Origin of the sequence: Pseudomonas sp. A0308 (assembly GCF_044218815.1) — a bacterium.
In the GTDB taxonomy this organism is placed as follows: domain Bacteria; phylum Pseudomonadota; class Gammaproteobacteria; order Pseudomonadales; family Pseudomonadaceae; genus Aquipseudomonas; species Aquipseudomonas iridis.
The window spans coordinates 1,134,862-1,152,071 of the sequence record NZ_CP162581.1 but is presented as its reverse complement, the minus strand read 5'-3'; the positions used below and the strand labels follow the sequence as shown (position 1 = coordinate 1,152,071).

The 17,210-nt window shown below is 59.4% G+C and carries 14 protein-coding genes and 4 tRNA genes; 17 read left to right on the top strand and 1 reads right to left on the bottom strand.

Going from position 1 to position 17,210, the window contains the following annotated elements; translation table 11 throughout:
- Positions 1-12 precede the first annotated feature (12 nt).
- The 15 genes from AB4P92_RS05565 to AB4P92_RS05495 all read left to right on the top strand — a co-directional run bounded on the left by AB4P92_RS05565 (position 13) and on the right by AB4P92_RS05495 (position 14,590).
- Positions 13-633 (top strand): phosphoribosylanthranilate isomerase, encoded by a 621-nt coding sequence (locus tag AB4P92_RS05565; protein ID WP_042558611.1) that lies wholly within the window; start codon positions 13-15, stop codon positions 631-633.
- 200 nt (positions 634-833) lie between these two features.
- Positions 834-1,754: an acetyl-CoA carboxylase, carboxyltransferase subunit beta gene (accD, locus tag AB4P92_RS05560; RefSeq protein WP_042558612.1), complete on the top strand. Its 921-nt coding sequence runs from the start codon at positions 834-836 to the stop codon at positions 1,752-1,754.
- Positions 1,751-3,058, top strand: a complete 1,308-nt coding sequence (gene folC, locus AB4P92_RS05555) for a bifunctional tetrahydrofolate synthase/dihydrofolate synthase (protein ID WP_395599065.1) — start codon at positions 1,751-1,753, stop codon at positions 3,056-3,058. Before accD ends, folC begins: the two co-directional genes overlap by 4 nt.
- On the top strand, positions 3,042-3,692 hold the full coding sequence (locus AB4P92_RS05550; RefSeq protein ID WP_047300458.1) for an SPOR domain-containing protein: 651 nt from the start codon (positions 3,042-3,044) through the stop codon (positions 3,690-3,692). Before folC ends, AB4P92_RS05550 begins: the two co-directional genes overlap by 17 nt.
- Positions 3,693-3,790: 98 nt before the next feature.
- Entirely contained in the window at positions 3,791-4,351 is a 561-nt protein-coding gene (locus AB4P92_RS05545) for a CvpA family protein (RefSeq protein ID WP_042558615.1), read from the top strand.
- Between the two features lie 41 nt (positions 4,352-4,392).
- The gene (purF, locus tag AB4P92_RS05540; RefSeq protein ID WP_042558616.1) at positions 4,393-5,898 is read left to right on the top strand and encodes an amidophosphoribosyltransferase; all 1,506 of its coding nucleotides are present in this window, start codon (positions 4,393-4,395) and stop codon (positions 5,896-5,898) included.
- A gap of 80 nt (positions 5,899-5,978) precedes the next feature.
- Positions 5,979-7,190: an O-succinylhomoserine sulfhydrylase gene (locus AB4P92_RS05535; protein ID WP_395599064.1), complete on the top strand. Its 1,212-nt coding sequence runs from the start codon at positions 5,979-5,981 to the stop codon at positions 7,188-7,190.
- Positions 7,187-7,963 carry an SDR family oxidoreductase gene (locus tag AB4P92_RS05530; protein WP_200614673.1) on the top strand — a complete coding sequence of 259 codons (777 nt, stop codon included), beginning with the start codon at positions 7,187-7,189 and terminating at the stop codon, positions 7,961-7,963. Before AB4P92_RS05535 ends, AB4P92_RS05530 begins: the two co-directional genes overlap by 4 nt.
- A 183-nt stretch (positions 7,964-8,146) precedes the next feature.
- Positions 8,147-8,222, top strand: a tRNA-Val gene (locus tag AB4P92_RS05525).
- 55 nt (positions 8,223-8,277) lie between these two features.
- Positions 8,278-8,354 (top strand) — tRNA-Asp (locus AB4P92_RS05520).
- Between the two features lie 94 nt (positions 8,355-8,448).
- A tRNA-Asp gene (locus tag AB4P92_RS05515) sits at positions 8,449-8,525 on the top strand.
- Positions 8,526-9,015: 490 nt separating this feature from the next.
- Positions 9,016-11,847 carry a xanthine dehydrogenase family protein molybdopterin-binding subunit gene (locus AB4P92_RS05510; protein ID WP_395599063.1) on the top strand — a complete coding sequence of 944 codons (2,832 nt, stop codon included), beginning with the start codon at positions 9,016-9,018 and terminating at the stop codon, positions 11,845-11,847.
- Positions 11,840-12,379 carry a (2Fe-2S)-binding protein gene (locus tag AB4P92_RS05505; RefSeq protein WP_042558620.1) on the top strand — a complete coding sequence of 180 codons (540 nt, stop codon included), beginning with the start codon at positions 11,840-11,842 and terminating at the stop codon, positions 12,377-12,379. Before AB4P92_RS05510 ends, AB4P92_RS05505 begins: the two co-directional genes overlap by 8 nt.
- A 2-nt stretch (positions 12,380-12,381) precedes the next feature.
- Positions 12,382-13,617: a c-type cytochrome gene (locus tag AB4P92_RS05500; RefSeq protein WP_395599062.1), complete on the top strand. Its 1,236-nt coding sequence runs from the start codon at positions 12,382-12,384 to the stop codon at positions 13,615-13,617.
- A 1-nt stretch (position 13,618) separates the two neighbouring features.
- The gene (locus AB4P92_RS05495; protein ID WP_047300463.1) at positions 13,619-14,590 is read left to right on the top strand and encodes an XdhC family protein; all 972 of its coding nucleotides are present in this window, start codon (positions 13,619-13,621) and stop codon (positions 14,588-14,590) included.
- Between the two features lie 82 nt (positions 14,591-14,672).
- Here the strand turns inward: AB4P92_RS05495 and AB4P92_RS05490 are convergent, their stop codons facing one another.
- A complete protein-coding gene (locus tag AB4P92_RS05490; RefSeq protein ID WP_200614680.1) occupies positions 14,673-15,956 on the bottom strand; it encodes an FAD-binding oxidoreductase in 1,284 nt (427 codons plus the stop codon).
- 182 nt (positions 15,957-16,138) lie between these two features.
- Between AB4P92_RS05490 and AB4P92_RS05485 the strand changes: the two genes are divergently transcribed.
- Positions 16,139-16,215: transfer RNA gene (locus AB4P92_RS05485), tRNA-Val, on the top strand.
- Between the two features lie 537 nt (positions 16,216-16,752).
- Positions 16,753-17,208 carry a DUF2214 family protein gene (locus tag AB4P92_RS05480; protein WP_261737069.1) on the top strand — a complete coding sequence of 152 codons (456 nt, stop codon included), beginning with the start codon at positions 16,753-16,755 and terminating at the stop codon, positions 17,206-17,208.
- Positions 17,209-17,210: the final 2 nt, after the last annotated feature.

The following is a 17,210-nucleotide window of genomic DNA, read 5'->3' as shown; positions in this document are numbered from 1 at the left end:
GTTTTTCTCGATATGTCAGCCGTTCGCAGCAAGATCTGCGGCATTACCCGCATAGAAGATGCGCTGGCCGCCGTCGAAGCCGGGGCTGATGCGATCGGATTCGTGTTTTACGCCAAAAGTCCGCGCGCAGTATCGGTGCAGCAAGCACGGGAAATCATCAAGGCCTTGCCGCCGTTTGTGACCACCGTGGGCCTTTTCGTCAATGCCAGCCGTTGCGAGTTGGGGGAAATCCTCGATGCCGTGCCGCTTGATCTGTTGCAGTTCCATGGCGACGAAACCGCCGAAGAGTGCGAAGGCTGGCATCGTCCTTACATCAAGGCGCTGCGGGTCAAGGCCGGCGATGACATTGCGGCGGCTGTCGATGCTTACCCAAGTGCCAGTGGCGTACTGCTCGATACCTACGTCGAAGGCGTGCCCGGCGGAACCGGCGAGGCGTTCGACTGGTCATTGATTCCGCAAGGTCTGAGCAAGCCGCTGATTCTGGCGGGTGGATTGACACCGGAAAACGTCGCAGGCGCCGTGGCTCGGGTAAAACCCTACGCAGTCGACGTCAGCGGTGGGGTCGAGGCGAGCAAAGGCATCAAGGATCACGCAAAAGTTCAGGCGTTCATCGGCGCCGTCAGGGGCATTTAGGCCTGTGCATGATGTGACGGCTGGCACACTGCCGCCGTCCACAGCTTGGTAGAAAAGAGGCTGAGGGTTTTTGGGTTGTACGAAGGTCAGTTTTTCTGACCCGGCCATCCTTGATCATCGCCACACATGAATTTAGCTCAAGGGCATACACGGGGCTGCGAACCAGAGCGTTCGGGCCGCCGGTACTGGAGAAAGAAAGCATGAGCAACTGGTTAGTAGACAAACTGATCCCTTCGATCATGCGCTCGGAGGTCAAGAAGAGCTCGGTGCCTGAAGGTCTGTGGCACAAATGCCCGTCCTGTGAGGCTGTGCTTTATCGTCCGGAGCTGGAAAAGACCCTGGACGTTTGCCCGAAGTGCAACCACCACATGCGCATCGGCGCACGTGCGCGCATCGACATCTTCCTTGATGCCGAAGGTCGCAACGAACTGGGCGCCGATCTGGAGCCGGTTGACCGTCTGAAATTCCGTGACGGCAAGAAGTACAAGGATCGCTTGACCGCTGCGCAGAAGCAGACCGGCGAAAAAGACGCGTTGATTTCCGTCAGCGGCACCCTGCTGGGCATGCCGGTAGTGGTTTCGGCGTTTGAATTCAGCTTCATGGGCGGTTCCATGGGTGCCATCGTCGGCGAACGTTTCGTACGCGCTGCCAACTACGCGCTGGAAAACCGCTGCCCGATGATCTGCTTCGCCGCTTCCGGTGGTGCGCGCATGCAGGAAGCTCTGATCTCGCTGATGCAGATGGCCAAGACCTCTGCCGTGCTGGCGCGTCTGCGTGAAGAAGGCATTCCGTTCATCTCGGTGCTGACCGATCCGGTTTACGGTGGTGTTTCCGCCAGTCTGGCAATGCTCGGCGACGTGATTGTTGGCGAGCCTAAAGCCCTGATCGGCTTCGCCGGTCCGCGCGTGATCGAGCAAACCGTGCGCGAGAAACTTCCGGAAGGCTTCCAGCGCAGCGAATTCCTGCTGGAGCACGGTGCGATCGACATGATCATCCACCGTCAGGAACTGCGTCCACGTCTGGGCAACCTGCTGGCACAAATGACGGGTAAGCCAACGCCGACATTCGTTGCTGCGCCAATCGAGCCGATCGTCGTTCCGCCGGTGCCAGCCAACATATGACCGAGCGCACCCTTGGCGAGTGGCTCGCCTACCTTGAGCAGTTGCATCCGTCGGCCATCGACATGGGTCTGGAACGTTCGCAACAGGTAGCGTCCCGAATGGGGCTGGGCCAGCCGGCGCCTCGGGTGATCACGGTCACCGGCACCAACGGCAAGGGTTCGACCTGCGCTTTCGTGGCTTCGTTGCTGCGGGCGCAGGGCCTGAGCGTTGGTGTCTACAATTCTCCGCACCTGCTGCGTTACAACGAGCGGGTGCAGCTCAATGGCGTCGAAGCCACTGACGCACAGCTGTGCGAAGCCTTCGCTGCGGTCGAGGCCGGGCGCGGCGAAACTTCCCTGACTTACTTCGAAATGGGCACCCTGGCGGCGTTCTGGCTGTTTCAGCAGGCCGGGCTCGACGCTGTGGTGCTGGAAGTCGGTCTTGGCGGGCGTCTGGATACGGTCAACGTGGTGGACGCCGATATCGCGCTGGTCACCAGCATTGGTGTCGATCACGCCGATTATCTGGGTGACACTCGCGAATCCGTGGCTTTCGAGAAGGCCGGGATCTTCCGTCAGGGCAAGCCTGCGCTGTGCGGCGACCTCAATCCTCCGCAACCGTTGCTCGACAAGGCGCGCGAACTGGCGTGCCCGTTCTCCTTGCGTGGGCGCGATTTCGATCTCGGCATCACTGACCATAACTGGCAGTGGCGCGGTACCGATGCGCAGGGCCAGGTCGTCGAGCTGCATGATTTGCCGCTGCTTGATCTGCCGATGGAAAACGCCGCGCTGGCGTTGCAGGCGTATTTGCTGCTCGGTTTGCCGTGGAATGCACAGCGGATTGTGGCGGCCTTGCAGGCGACGCGTGTTGTCGGGCGTCTGGATCGCCGTTCCTTTGAATGGAATGGCAAGCGCCTGAATCTGTTGCTGGATGTTGGCCATAACCCGCACGCGGCGGAGTATCTGGCTCGCCGTCTGGCCACGCGGGCACCGGTCGGCAAGCGTCTGGCGGTGTTTGGTTTGCTGGCGGACAAGGATCTGGATGGTGTTGTCAGCGAGTTGAATGCTAGTGTCGAGCACTGGGCAGTAGCGCCGCTGGATTCACCGCGTGCGCGCCCTGTTGCGCAATTGCAGACGGCATTGCAGAACCTTGGCGCGTCGGTCACGTCTTACGACAGTGTTGCCGCCGCACTTGAAGGGCAGTGCGCCGTCGCAACCAGCGACGATGAGATTCTGTTGTTCGGATCATTTTATTGTGTCGCCGAGGCCCTTGAATGGTTGGCCCGGCACTCCACGGAGGAAGCGGCAAATGGCTTTGCTGGATAAAGCGTACAAACAGCGCATGGTCGGTGCCCTGGTGCTGGTGGCGCTGGCGGTGATTTTCCTGCCGATGCTGTTTTCCCGTCAGGACGAACAGCGTCAGGTGACCGTCGAGGCCCCGGCTGCCCCGTCTGCGCCTGCCGTGCCGCAAGTGCAGTTGGAACCGGTCGCCGTTCCCGAGCCGCAAACCTTGCCGCAAGAGCCCGTGCCAAGCGATGACGAAATCGCCGAGCAAGTCGCGCCTTCTGCGCCGATCGCCCCGGCACCTGTTGTGCCGGCTCAGATCGCCAAGCCTGCCGCGCCGCCGCCGGTGTCCAAGCCGATTCCTGCGCCTGCCCAGCCGATTGCCTCAGCGACGACCAAGCCTGACACCACTCAGAGCCGTGTCGACGCCAATGGTCTGTCGGTAAGCTGGTCGGTGCAACTGGCCAGCCTGTCGAGCCGCGCCAGCGCCGAGAGTCTGCAGAAAACTCTGCGCAGCCAGGGCTACAACGCTTACATCCGTTCCGCCGATGGCAAGAATCGGGTGTTCGTCGGCCCGCTGATCGAGCGCGCCGAAGCCGATCGTCTGCGTGATCTTTTGAGTCGTCAGCAGAAGCTCAAGGGCTTTGTCGTACGCTTCCAGCCTGAGCGTGGCTAGGATCTATCGATTCGATTGAAATGCACTGAAAATCGCAGCTTACCGACAGCCATGCGCTCTGCTAAAATGCGCCGCCTTATCCGTCTGTAGGCTGCACTGTGCCATTTACCTGGGTTGACTGGGCGATCGTTGCAATCATCGCCATCTCCGCATTGATCAGTTTGAGCCGCGGCTTCGTCAAAGAAGCATTATCGCTGGTGACCTGGATCATCGCAGGAGTCGTCGCCTGGATGTTCGGTGGTTCATTGTCCGAGTACCTCGCCGGATACATCGAAACCCCATCGGCTCGCGTGATCGCGGGCTGTGCCATCATGTTTGTCGCCACGCTGATCGTGGGCGCAATGATCAATTATCTTATCGGCGAGTTGGTTCGCGTCACCGGGTTGTCCGGGACCGACCGCTTTCTGGGAATGGCCTTCGGCGCGGCGCGTGGCGTGTTGCTGGTGGTCGTCGCAGTCGGGCTGTTGAGCCTGGGGCCGGTACAGCAGGACGGGTGGTGGAAAGAGTCACAGCTCGTGCCAAAATTTCTATTGGTCGCCGACTGGTCCAAGAACCTGATTCTTGGGTGGAGCAGTCAGTGGCTTGCCAGCGGAATCAGCGTACCCGCTGAAATTCCGTTCAAGGAACAGCTCTTGCCGTCGGCCAAAACGCCGCAGTGAGTGTTGTTCAGTTCAGATCCATTAAGTAGGGGTTGCGTCGCATGTGTGGCATCGTCGGTATCGTCGGTAAGTCGAACGTCAATCAGGCGCTGTATGACGCGCTAACCGTGCTCCAGCACCGCGGCCAGGACGCTGCCGGTATCGTGACCAGCCATGATGGCCGGTTGTTCTTGCGCAAGGACAATGGCCTGGTGCGTGACGTGTTCCATCAGCGTCACATGCAACGCCTGGTCGGCCATATGGGTATCGGCCACGTCCGTTATCCAACCGCGGGCAGCTCGACTTCGGCCGAAGCCCAGCCGTTTTATGTCAACTCGCCTTACGGCATTACGCTGGCGCATAACGGTAACCTGACCAACGTTGAACAGTTGGCCAAAGAAATCTACGAATCCGATCTGCGTCACGTCAACACCAGTTCCGACTCGGAAGTGCTGCTCAACGTGTTCGCCCACGAGCTGGCCCAGCGCGGCAAGCTGCAACCGACCGAAGAAGACGTGTTTGCTGCCGTGACCGACGTGCACAACCGTTGCGTCGGCGGTTACGCGGTAGTGGCCATGGTGACCGGTTACGGCATCGTCGGTTTCCGTGACCCGCACGGCATCCGCCCGATCGTGTTCGGTCAGCGTCACACAGACGAAGGCGTCGAGTACATGATCGCCTCGGAAAGTGTTTCCCTGGACGTGCTCGGTTTCACCCTGATTCGCGATCTGGCGCCGGGCGAAGCGGTCTACATCACTGAAGAGGGCAAGCTGCACACCCGTCAGTGCGCGACCAGCCCGTCCCTGACGCCGTGCATCTTCGAACACGTCTATCTGGCGCGTCCGGACTCGATCATCGACGGCGTGTCGGTATACAAGGCGCGCCTGCGCATGGGCGAGAAGCTCGCCGAGAAGATCCTGCGTGAGCGTCCTGAGCACGATATCGACGTGGTCATCCCGATTCCGGACACCAGTCGCACCGCTGCGTTGGAGCTGGCTAATCACTTGGGCGTGAAATTCCGCGAAGGTTTCGTCAAGAACCGTTACATCGGTCGCACCTTCATCATGCCGGGACAGGCTGCCCGCAAGAAATCGGTACGCCAGAAGCTCAACGCCATCGAGCTGGAGTTCCGCGGCAAGAACGTGATGCTGGTTGACGACTCGATCGTTCGCGGTACCACCTGCAAGCAGATCATCCAGATGGCCCGTGAAGCCGGCGCGAAAAACGTCTACTTCTGCTCGGCCGCCCCTGCGGTGCGCTTCCCGAACGTCTACGGCATCGACATGCCAAGCGCCCATGAACTGATCGCCCACAACCGTTCGACTCAGGACGTGGCTGATCTGATCGGTGCTGACTGGCTGATCTATCAGGACTTGCCTGACTTGATCGAAGCGGTCGGCGGCGGCAAGATCAAGATCGAAAACTTCGATTGCGCAGTGTTTGACGGCAAGTACGTGACGGGCGACGTCGACGAGGCTTATCTGGACAAGATCGAACAGGCACGTAACGATGCCTCGAAGGTCAAGACCCAGGCGGTCAGTGCGATCATCGATCTGTATAACAACTGAGTTTCTACCGGCCCTGAGGGGCCGGTTTTGTATCTGGCAAAAGACTTTTTATTTATCGAGAACAGGCAAGGAGTGACAGCATGAGTCAGGAATGGGATGCCGGTCGTTTGGATAGCGACCTCGAAGGCGTAGCGTTCGATACCCTGGCCGTACGTGCCGGTCAGCACCGTACGCCGGAAGGCGAACACGGTGATCCGATGTTCTTCACCTCAAGCTACGTGTTCCGCACTGCCGCCGACGCAGCAGCACGGTTTGCCGGCGAAGTGCCGGGCAACGTTTACTCGCGCTACACCAACCCGACCGTGCGCGCGTTCGAAGAACGCATTGCTGCGCTGGAAAGCGCCGAGCAAGCTGTCGCGACGGCGACCGGCATGGCCGCGATCATGGCGGTGGTAATGAGCCTGTGCAGCGCCGGCGATCACGTGCTGGTCTCGCGCAGCGTGTTCGGTTCGACCATCAGCCTGTTCGAAAAGTATTTCAAGCGTTTCGGCATCGAAGTCGACTATGTGCCGCTGGCAGAGCTGCCGGCGTGGGATGCGGCGATCAAGCCAAACACCAAGCTGCTCTTCGTCGAGTCGCCATCCAATCCGCTGGCTGAGCTGGTGGACATCACCGCCCTGGCGGAAATTGCTCACGCCAAAGGCGCGATGCTGGTGGTCGACAACTGCTTCTGCACGCCTGCGTTGCAGCAGCCGCTGAAGCTCGGTGCGGACATCGTCGTGCACTCGGCGACCAAGTTCATCGATGGCCAGGGCCGTTGCATGGGCGGCGTGGTCGCCGGTCGCAGCGAGCAGATGAAGGAAGTCGTCGGTTTCCTGCGTACCGCCGGGCCAACGTTGAGCCCGTTCAACGCGTGGATCTTCCTCAAAGGTCTGGAAACCCTGAGCCTGCGGATGAAGGCGCACTGTGCCAACGCCCAGCAACTGGCCGAATGGCTGGAGCAGCAGGACGGTATCGAGAAGGTTCATTACGCCGGTCTCAAGAGCCATCCACAGCATGAGCTTGCTCAGCGTCAGCAGAAGGGTTTTGGTGCGGTGGTGAGTTTTGAGGTCAAGGGCGGTAAAGAGGGCGCGTGGCGCTTTATCGATGCCACCCGGTTGATTTCGATCACCGCCAACCTCGGTGATAGCAAAACCACCATCACCCACCCGAGCACCACTTCCCACGGCCGTCTGGCGCCGCAGGAGCGTGAAGCAGCGGGTATTCGTGACAGCCTGATCCGTGTCGCAGTGGGTCTGGAAGACGTGGCCGATCTGCAAGCCGACCTGGCGCGCGGTCTGGCGGCGCTGTGATCGAATTGTCCACTGCGAAAGCCGGCACCCATGGCCGCGTTGCGCTGGTCACGGGCGCCGCGCGCGGCATTGGTCTGGGCATCGCCGCGTGGCTGATCAGCGAAGGCTGGCAAGTGGTGCTGACCGATCTCGATCGTGCGCGCGGTTCGAAAGTGGCGAAGGTGCTGGGCGAGCACGCCTGGTTCATCGCCATGGACGTTGCGGATGAAGGTCAGGTGGCGCTTGGTGTGGCCGAGGTGTTGGGGCAGTTTGGTCGGCTCGATGCGCTGGTGTGCAACGCGGCGGTGGCTGATCCCCACAACATCACGCTGGAAAGCCTTGATCTGGCCTACTGGAATCGGGTGCTGGCAGTGAATCTCAGCGGGCCGATGCTACTGGCCAAGCATTGCGCGCCGTATCTGCGGGCGCACAATGGCTCGATCGTCAATCTGGCGTCGACCCGTGCCGGACAGTCCGAACCTGATACCGAGGCATATGCGGCGAGCAAGGGTGGGTTGTTGGCCCTCACTCACGCGTTGGCCATCAGTCTCGGGCCGGAGATTCGGGTCAACGCCGTCAGCCCGGGCTGGATTGATGCGCGGGACCCGTTTGCACGCCGTGCCGAGCCGTTGACCGATTCCGATCACGCTCAGCATCCGGCGGGCAGGGTGGGCACGGTTGAGGATGTCGCGGCGATGGTCGCGTGGCTGCTGTCGAGGAATGCCGGGTTTGTCACCGGGCAGGAATTCGTCGTTGACGGCGGCATGACCAAGAAGATGATTTACAAGCAGTGAAGGGCAGCTTCGAGCTTCAAGCTGCCAGTCAAAGCACAACAGTGAAGTGACCGCTGTAGGTGTTCTTGCTTTTGCTTGCTGCTCGACACTTGTCGCTAAAAGCGGTTTTTGAAAAAAACTTCAATCCTGCTATTGACTTAGGTTCGCTACCTGCGTAAATTTCGCGGCCTCGGAGATGCAAACGGGTGATTAGCTCAGCTGGGAGAGCGTCTGCCTTACAAGCAGAATGTCGGCGGTTCGATCCCGTCATCACCCACCACTTCCGGGTAACTTGCGAAAGCAAGAGGGTAGGCTGAAAGTGCCTGCACCGACGCGCAGCGGTAGTTCAGTCGGTTAGAATACCGGCCTGTCACGCCGGGGGTCGCGGGTTCGAGTCCCGTCCGCTGCGCCATATTTAACGAGTCAGACATTGTCTGGTTCGCGATTGAAAAGCACCGAAGCTTTCAATCAAAACGAGTTACTTGAGCGCAAGCTCAAAGCGATACGCAGCGGTAGTTCAGTCGGTTAGAATACCGGCCTGTCACGCCGGGGGTCGCGGGTTCGAGTCCCGTCCGCTGCGCCATATCTGCTTCGAGGCCCACTGAACGCCTTGAAGCACCGAAAGCAGCCATTGGCTGATTCGGAATCGATAGCAAAGACCCTGGTCGAAAGACCGGGGTTTTTTGTGTCTGAAATTTGACCCTCCGCTTTTCTTCCTGTCTTCCACCATCCTGTGCCCTATACAAATCCCTGTGGGAGCGAGCCTGCTCGCGAAGGCGTCGGCACATTCAAAATTTGTATCCGCCGCAAGAACGCTTTCGCGAGCGCCTAGACATGCACAGTTATCTCTACGGGTTTACTGCGGTGCCACGTCGCATTGATTTTTTGATTCTTTAGTCAGAATTATGTAACTGGTTGTTTGCTGCGAGCCAAGAAACCTTTAAAGTTAACCTTTCGGTCAGCTTTGCACTGTCAACACAGCTCTTTGCTACGCCAGAAAGAGCTTCTGCAAGACTCGAGATTCCCAGTAGATAACCAGAAGGGCGGACATATAACCGCCCAGAGGATGATCCATGTCCAACCGTGAAATATCCCGGCGCTCATTCCTTCAGGGCGGGCTGGTAGCGGGAGTGAGCGTCACGCTCACGCCGCTCAGCAGTCAGGCGCTGGCTGCCTTGATGGAAAACAGCGTCACCGTGCCGTCCGAGAAGTGGCTCGGCAACAACGGTAAGGCGCGTCAGCGTAACGATGCACTGTCCAAGGTCTGCGGTAGCAAAGTGTTTGCCCGCGATATCCGATCCAAGGACATGCCGGGTTGGCCTGAGCAGCAGGGCCACGCCATGCTGCTGAAAACCATCAAGGCTGATCGCATCTATGCCGGTTACGACCTGTCGTGGCTTGGTGCAGACTTGCAACCGGATCGCATCGTTACCGCTACTGACCTGGACAAGGACGGCATCGTCTTTCCGGAGGAACACGCTCCGGATCCGCTGCTGCCGGAAGGCAAAGTGCCGATGTTCATCGGGCACCCGGTGGCAATTTTGATATGGAACGATTTCGAGCGTTTCCGTCAGGCCAAGAACCAGCTCAAATTCAATGACAAGGCGATTCGTTACGGTGCTCAAGTGCCGTTCTACGAACGCGACCCCTACGGCAGCTTCCGCTATGTGCGTGTAGGTGGCCCGACCTCGGCCGATGAAGACGAATTCGCCAGCCTCAAGGATTCGATACTGTTCCCGATGCTGAAAAACCGTCGTCCGGTGTGGGATGCATCGCCGAATCTGCATGGCAACCTGACCGAGCGCGGGCTGTTCTACGCCGATCGCATGAAGAAAGAGATCGACACGCCGCCGGACAACTGGCTGGTGTTCGATGAGCGCTACAAGACTCCGTCGATCGAGCCGGCCGCCATGGAGCCGGACAACGGCAATGGCTGGTATGACCCGAAGACCAAAACCCTGCACTTCGTCGTAGCGACCCAGTGCCCGCTGGAAACGGCGACCGATACCGCGAAAATGATCGCGCCTTCGCGCTTTGGCCTGGCCAACCTGAACATGCATCCGGGTTACACCGTGGGTTACGGCTCCAAAGACCACAACATCTTCGTTTACTACGCGGCCCTCGCTGCGCTGTACGGCGCCGGTGTGCCTGTGCGTCTGGCCAACGATCGTTACGAGCAGTTCCAGAGCGGTATCAAGCGTCACCCGTTCGACATCCGTTACCAATTGGCGGTGGACAAGAACGATTACAGCTTCAAGATTTTCCGCGCCGAAATGAGCGTCGACGGTGGTGGCCGGATCAACTACAGCCCGTCGGTAGCCGCAGTGGGTGCCACGGCAGCGCAGTCGATCTACTACATGCCGCAGAATGACCTGCAAGTTACCGCCTATCACTCGCGCGGTGTTGAGGCGGGTTCGATGCGCGGCTACGGCACCCTGCAAAGCATGGCGGCGACCGAAATGATGGTCGACGAAATCGCCAATCGCCTGGGTGTCGACGCGATCGACCTGCGTCGCAAAAACGCTCTGCGTTCCGGCATGAAAAATACCCAAGGTGCGATTCCGGCCGGCGCGCTGCGACTGCACGAGATTCTCGACAAGGCCTCAGTACACGAGGTCTGGAAAAACCGCGACGCGATCAAGAAACAGCGTGAAGCGGCAGACCCGGATAACTGGTATGGCGTTGGTTTTGCCATTTGCCAGAAAGACTTCGGCACCGGTTCCGAAGCGCCGATGGCCAGCATCGAATTCACTGCCGACGGTCGCATTACCTTGCGGCACATTGGCATTGAAATCGGCACCGGCATGTCCACGTCGCAAGCTTTGGTCGTCGCCGATTTCCTCGGCAGCCCGGCGCACGAAGTGAAGACTGGCGAAACCGAATGGAAGGAAATGCAGCTGATCACCAGCGGCAACCCTTACACCATGAGCCAGGCCGAGCAGGACAGCCTGCTGCGCAACCCGCGCTGGGTGGGCAAATTGGCCTCGGCGTCGTCCGCGACCAACTCCGCTTACTACTTCAGTCATGCCACCCGTGAAGCGGCGCGTGTGTTGTTCAATCACGGTCTGTGGCCGGCGGCGCTGGAGATCTGGCGTCAGGGTCCTTATGGCGGCCAGGCCAACCCTTACGTGGTGCGACGTGAAGACGCGCATTGGGTCGATGGCAAACTGACCGCCAACGGCATGCAGCCGCTGAGCTTCGAAGAGTTGGCCAAACGCGCTCACGAGCGTGGCTTGGTCACTGCGGCGACAGTTCACGGTTTCAACCGCTGGAGCTGGGCCGAGGCTGAGTACAGCATCGACGGCGTGAAAGAGCGTCTGCCACTCGATGGTCTGGCGGTGAAGTATGGCGACGGCGCACCGAAGGCCAAGCAAGCGTTGATGAGCACTGCCGGTTTCCACCTGCTGGATCGCCAGAACATCAACTACCCGGTGACCCAGCTGAACAACGCTGCCGTGACGTACTACAGCCCGGTCGCGACGCTGGTCGAGTTGAAGGTCAACAAAGGCTCGGCGGAAGTCGAAGTGCTCAATCACCATTCGTGGGTCGAGTGCGGGCGTGTGCTGGTCGAAGAACTGGTCAAGGGCCAGCTCGAGGGCGGTATCGCCATGGGCATCGGCCACGCATTGATGGAAGAAATGCCGCTGTACGAAGGTGGGCCGGGGGAGGGTGACTGGAACTTCAACCGTTACCGCTTGCCAATGGCGCGTCACGTTGCGGTGTGGAAACAGACGGCGGAAATTCTGCCGCCGCTGTCGCCAAGCGATCCGTCCAAAGGCATCGCCGAAGTGGTGATGATCCCGGTAGTCGGTGCCATCGGTAACGCCGTGGCGCACGCCATCGGTAAACGTGTTCGCGATCTGCCAATCACTGCTGCGCGCATCAAGGAGGCCCTCAATGGCTAACCGTCCGCTTCAACTGACCCTCAATGGTCAATCCGTCGGCCCGGTGGACATCCCTGATGACCTGCCGATGATCGACTACCTGCACGAATACAAGAATCTCACCGGCTCGCGCCTGGGCTGTGGTCAGGGTATCTGCCACGCCTGCGTTGTGATCGTCGACAATCCGGACGGCACCAGCGAAGAAGTGCGCACCTGCATCACCGGCGCGCATTATTTCGAAGGCAAGAAGGTTCGCACCATCGAAAGCCATGCCAAGCGTGACGAGGATGGTCAGGTCACTGAGCTGAACCCGATCCAGCAGCGTTTCGTCGACGAATTCGCCTTCCAGTGCAGCTACTGCGCCCCGGGCTTCGTCAATGCCGCGACAGTGCTGGTGGAAAAGCTGCAACGCCAGCCGATCGTCAAAAGCCAACTGGAACAAGTTATCGAGGACAGCCTCGGCCATCACATCTGTCGTTGCACCGGGTACGTGCGTTACTACAACGCTACCCGCAACGTGCTGACCGATCTCGGCCTGGTCAAGGAGGGTTAAGCATGAAGCTTTTATTGACCCGCCTGACCCTGGCGGTCGGGCTGACTGCGCCGCTGTTGTTGGCGCACGCTGATGATCAGGTCAAGCGCGGCGAGTATCTCGCCCGCGCTGCCGACTGCGTGGCCTGCCACACAGCACCGGGTGGTGCGCCGTATGCGGGTGGCCTGCCGATCGTCTCGCCGTTCGGCACGATCTACGGCACCAACATCACGCCGAGTAAAGAACACGGTATCGGTTTGTACAGCGATGAGGAGTTCTTTGCCGCGCTCACCGAAGGCAAGCGCCGCGACGGTGCGAATCTGTATCCGGCGATGCCGTACACCTCCTATCACCTGGTGCCGCGGGAAGATTCCGACGCGATTCATGCGTATCTGAAAACCGTCGAGCCGATCGAGCGTGCTGCACCGGTCACCAGTCTGAGCTTTCCGTTCAACGTGCGTCTGGGCCTGATGGGCTGGAACATGATGTACGGCAAAGATGTGAAGCTGGATTCGGGCGAAGGCAAAAGCCAAGCGTGGAAGCGCGGCCAATACGTGGTCGACGTTCTCGGCCACTGCGGCGAATGCCATACGCCGCGCGGCCTGCCGGGCGCGATGCAGATGGACAAACGCATGACTGGTGGCATCCTCAACGGTTATCTGGCGCCGAGTCTACTGGCGACCGATCTGGCTGCTCGCGGCTGGAATCATCAGGACCTGAGCACGTTCCTCAAGCACGGTATGAGTGCGCAGGGCACGATGTTCAACGAGATGTTCCCGGTGTTCCACAACAGCACTCAGGGCCTGACTGATACCGATCTGGCTGCGATGGCCACGTTCCTGCTCGGTGATCAGCCGCCGGCAGCCAAAGCGTTGGTCGAAGTGCCAGTGGACAAGCTCAGCGCTAGCGCCCAGCGCGGCCGTCAGGATTACTTGAACGTCTGCGCCGGATGTCACGCGGTCGGTGGAGAAGGCAAACCGCATATCGCGGTGGCCATGCGCGGCAACACCACGCTGCGTCTGGAAGATCCACGCAACTTGCTGCGGGTGATCGAGGATGGTATCGGCGAACAGAAATTCTCCGGATTCGAGCACATGCAACCGATGCCGGGTTTTGCCGACAAGCTCAGTCCTGAGCAGTTGACCGATCTGCTGAACTACCTGCGCCAAGGCTGGGGTGGTCAATCCGCTGAACTGGCAGTGAGCGAAGTGCAGAAGCTGCAAGCCGACGCTCCGACCATCGAGCACAAGGCGCACTGATATGCAGCATCTCGATCTGCAAGTGGTGCGCCGCGCGCTGGAGTGGTCGGTGGCGGGGCAGCGCATCTGGCTCTGCACCGTGCTGACTACCTACGGCTCGGCACCGCGTGCGCCGGGTTCGCTGCTGGCGGTGAATGAAGGTGGGCAGTGGATCGGGTCGCTGTCCGGCGGTTGCGTCGAGGAAGATTTTCTCGAGCGCGTCGCCGAAGGTGCGTTTCTCGATGCGGTCAATGTCGTGCGTTACGGTGAAGGCGACGATCCGCGCTCGCGGGTCAGCCTGCCCTGTGGTGGCATTCTCGATGTGCTGGTAGAGAAATTTGACGCCGACTGCGACGTCCAGGCGCATCTGCGCGAATTGGAGTCGGCGCTGCTCGGTCAGCGTCGATTGATTCGCGAGGTCGATCTGGCTAGCGGTGCGCGCAGTCTGTTCGCTGATCGCGAGCAGGGTGCGCGTATCGAGCGGGAGATTGATCGGGTGCGGATCCGCATCGGTGCGGCGCAGCGTCTGTTGCTCGCCGGATATTCCAGCGTGGCGCAGGCGTGCGCCGAGTTTGCGGTCGGCCTCGGTTTCGAAGTGATCCTCTGCGATCCGCGCGATGAAGTGCTCGAAGGTGTGGTGCTCAGTGGCGTGGAGATTCGTCGGCAACTGCCGTCGGTGTTCATTGCCGATGGTGGTTGCCATCGAGATACCGCGGTCGTGGCGCTGACCCATGACCCGCGCATCGACGATCTGGCGATGATGGAAGCGGTGCGCACCGAAGCGTTCTACATTGGCGTGATGGGCTCGCTGCAGACTTCGCAGAAACGCTTCGAGCGTTTGCGTCGGATTGGCGGGCTGGGGGAGGGCGAGTTGGCGCGGATACATGCACCGATCGGCCTTAACCTTGGCAGCAAGACGCCGGCGGAAATTGCGTTGGCGGTGCTGGCGGATATCTTGCGCATACGCAGTGGGATTGCTCGGGATCAGCTCTGATACTGAGTGGCAGATGTAATTGTGGCGAGAGAGCGTGCTCCCTCGCCACAGTTGCTTCTGAAGAATGAAGCGGGGCGTTTGATCAGAAACCGTATTTGTCGCGCAACCCGTAATACCAAGCCCCCAGCGCCGCAAACGGCGTGCGCAGCAGTTGCCCGCCCGGGAACGGATAGTGCGGCAGATCAGCAAACGCATCAAAACGCTCCGCCTGACCACGCAACGCCTCGGCCAACACTTTGCCGGCCAGATGCGTGTACGTCACACCATGACCACTGCAACCCTGCGAGTAATAGATGTTGTCGCCCAGGCGTCCAACCTGCGGCAGGCGCGACAGGGTCAGCAGGAAGTTTCCGGTCCAGGCGTAATCAATCTTCACGTCCTTGAGCTGCGGGAAAGCCTTGAGCATTTTCGGGCGGATGATCGCTTCGATGTTTGCCGGATCCCGTGCGCCATACACCACGCCGCCGCCGAAAATCAGGCGCTTGTCGCCCGTCAGGCGGTAGTAGTCGAGAAGGTAATTGCAGTCTTCGACACAGTAATCCTGTGGCAGCAGGCTTTTCGCCAGTTCATCGCCCAACGGTTCAGTGGTGATCACCTGAGTGCCGCACGGCATCGATTTGGCCGCCAGTTCCGGCACCAGATTGCCGAGGTAGGCGTTACCGGCGACGATGATGAACTTGGCCCTGACCTTGCCCTGCGGTGTATGAACCACTGGATTGGCGCCGCGCTCGATACGCACAGCGGGCGATTGCTCATAGATAGCGCCGCCAAGCGATTCGACTGCCGCGGCTTCGCCTAGCGCCAGGTTTAGCGGGTGAATGTGGCCGCCACTCATGTCGAGCATGCCGCCGACGTACTGATCGCAGGCCACGACCTCACGAATACGACGTTGATCAAGCAATTCAAGCTGCGTATGGCCGAAGCGTTCCCACAGACGCTTTTGCGACTCCAGGTGGCCCATCTGCTTGGCCGACAGCGCCGCGAACACGCCGCCGTCCTTCAGATCGCACTGTATGTTGTACTTGGCGACGCGCTCGCGAATGATCCGGCTGCCTTCGAAGGCCATGTGGCCGAGCAGCTGCGCTTGCTTCGGGCCAACGGTGCGTTCGATCACATCGATGTCGCGGCTATAGCTGTTAACAATCTGGCCGCCGTTGCGTCCCGATGCGCCGAAACCGACCTTGGCTGCTTCCAGCACGGTCACGCGAAAACCGCTCTCCAGCAGAAACAGGGCGGAGGACAATCCGGTATACCCGGCACCAATCACACAGACATCCGTCTCCACATCATCCTGCAAGGCCGGACGAGCCGGTACGGCATTGGCCGACGCAGCGTAATAAGACTCTGGGTAAAGGGTGTTCGCCATCCTGCAGCCTCTGTTTAATATATTTTACGAGTGCGCCGATCCTACCCGAGTTGAAAAACCTCCGCCAGCCACTGAAAATCTCCGTTGCTGAGCGAAAATTAAATATTTTGCATATTCATAGGGTTAGGTGAAAAAAAGGTGTTGACACCCCTCCGGAATTCCGTAGAATGCCGCCTCACAGCAGGCACGTAGCTCAGTTGGTTAGAGCACCACCTTGACATGGTGGGGGTCGTTGGTTCGAGTCCAATCGCGCCTACCAAACAAAATCCGCTCTGCTGGGCGGTCTAGAAGGGCTCACCGAAAGGTGGGCCCTTTTTTGTTATCTGGGGGTTTGCAGACCTCTTGCGAAATCCTCGCTTCAGAACATCAATTCGGCAATCACCTCGACGTGCGCTTCCCTTCCTCATGATTACCTTCTCTTTCCACATTGATGAGACGGCTTCAGAGCAGGTGCATAACGACAGCCATTCCTCCGCGTCAAATTCTCATTCCATAAAAATAGTGTGGATATTGAATGAGTTACGAGCTTTTTTAACCGACCGGTTATCGAAAAAATATTGTCGCTGAAGCGATTAATCAGTAATATCCGCTCCGCGTTCACCACCACGGTTTATGCATTTTTAATCCCAAGCTTCCATCAGCTGCTTGGGATTTTTTTTGCCTGCGATTTGGCTTTTGCAGCACTTCTCTATCGCGTTCCTCAGCTGCACACCGGCGATGTGGTCCGGGCAAGTCCCCACTTTTTGAACTACTACTGACTGGCCGATTTTCAACTCTTTTATAAAGGAGTGTGTCTGTGCTGGCTCAGTGGTTTCTAGCGGCTATTCATTTACTGGCTTTTGCCTTGGGCTTTTGGGCAGTGCTGACGCGTGGAGCGGCGTTCAGTCGCTTGGCGTCCGGCACGGGGGAGGTCAGGCGCGTGTTGCTCGCCGATAATCTGTGGGGCATCTCTGCGTTGATTCTGTTGGTGACGGGCGGGATGCGTGCCTTTGGCGGGTATGAGAAGGGCACTGACTATTACCTTCATCAGCCATTGTTCCATCTGAAGATGACACTGTTCGTGCTCATTCTGCTGATGGAGCTCGCGCCGATGATCACGTTGGTCAAATGGCGCATCGCGTCAGCGCGCGGTGCGGCACTCGATACCGGGCGTGCAAAGTTGTACGCGCGAATCAGTCATGTCGAAGCGTTGTTGCTGATGCTGATGGTGGTTGCCGCCACTGGCATGGCGCGTGGCGTGACATTCGCTTAGCA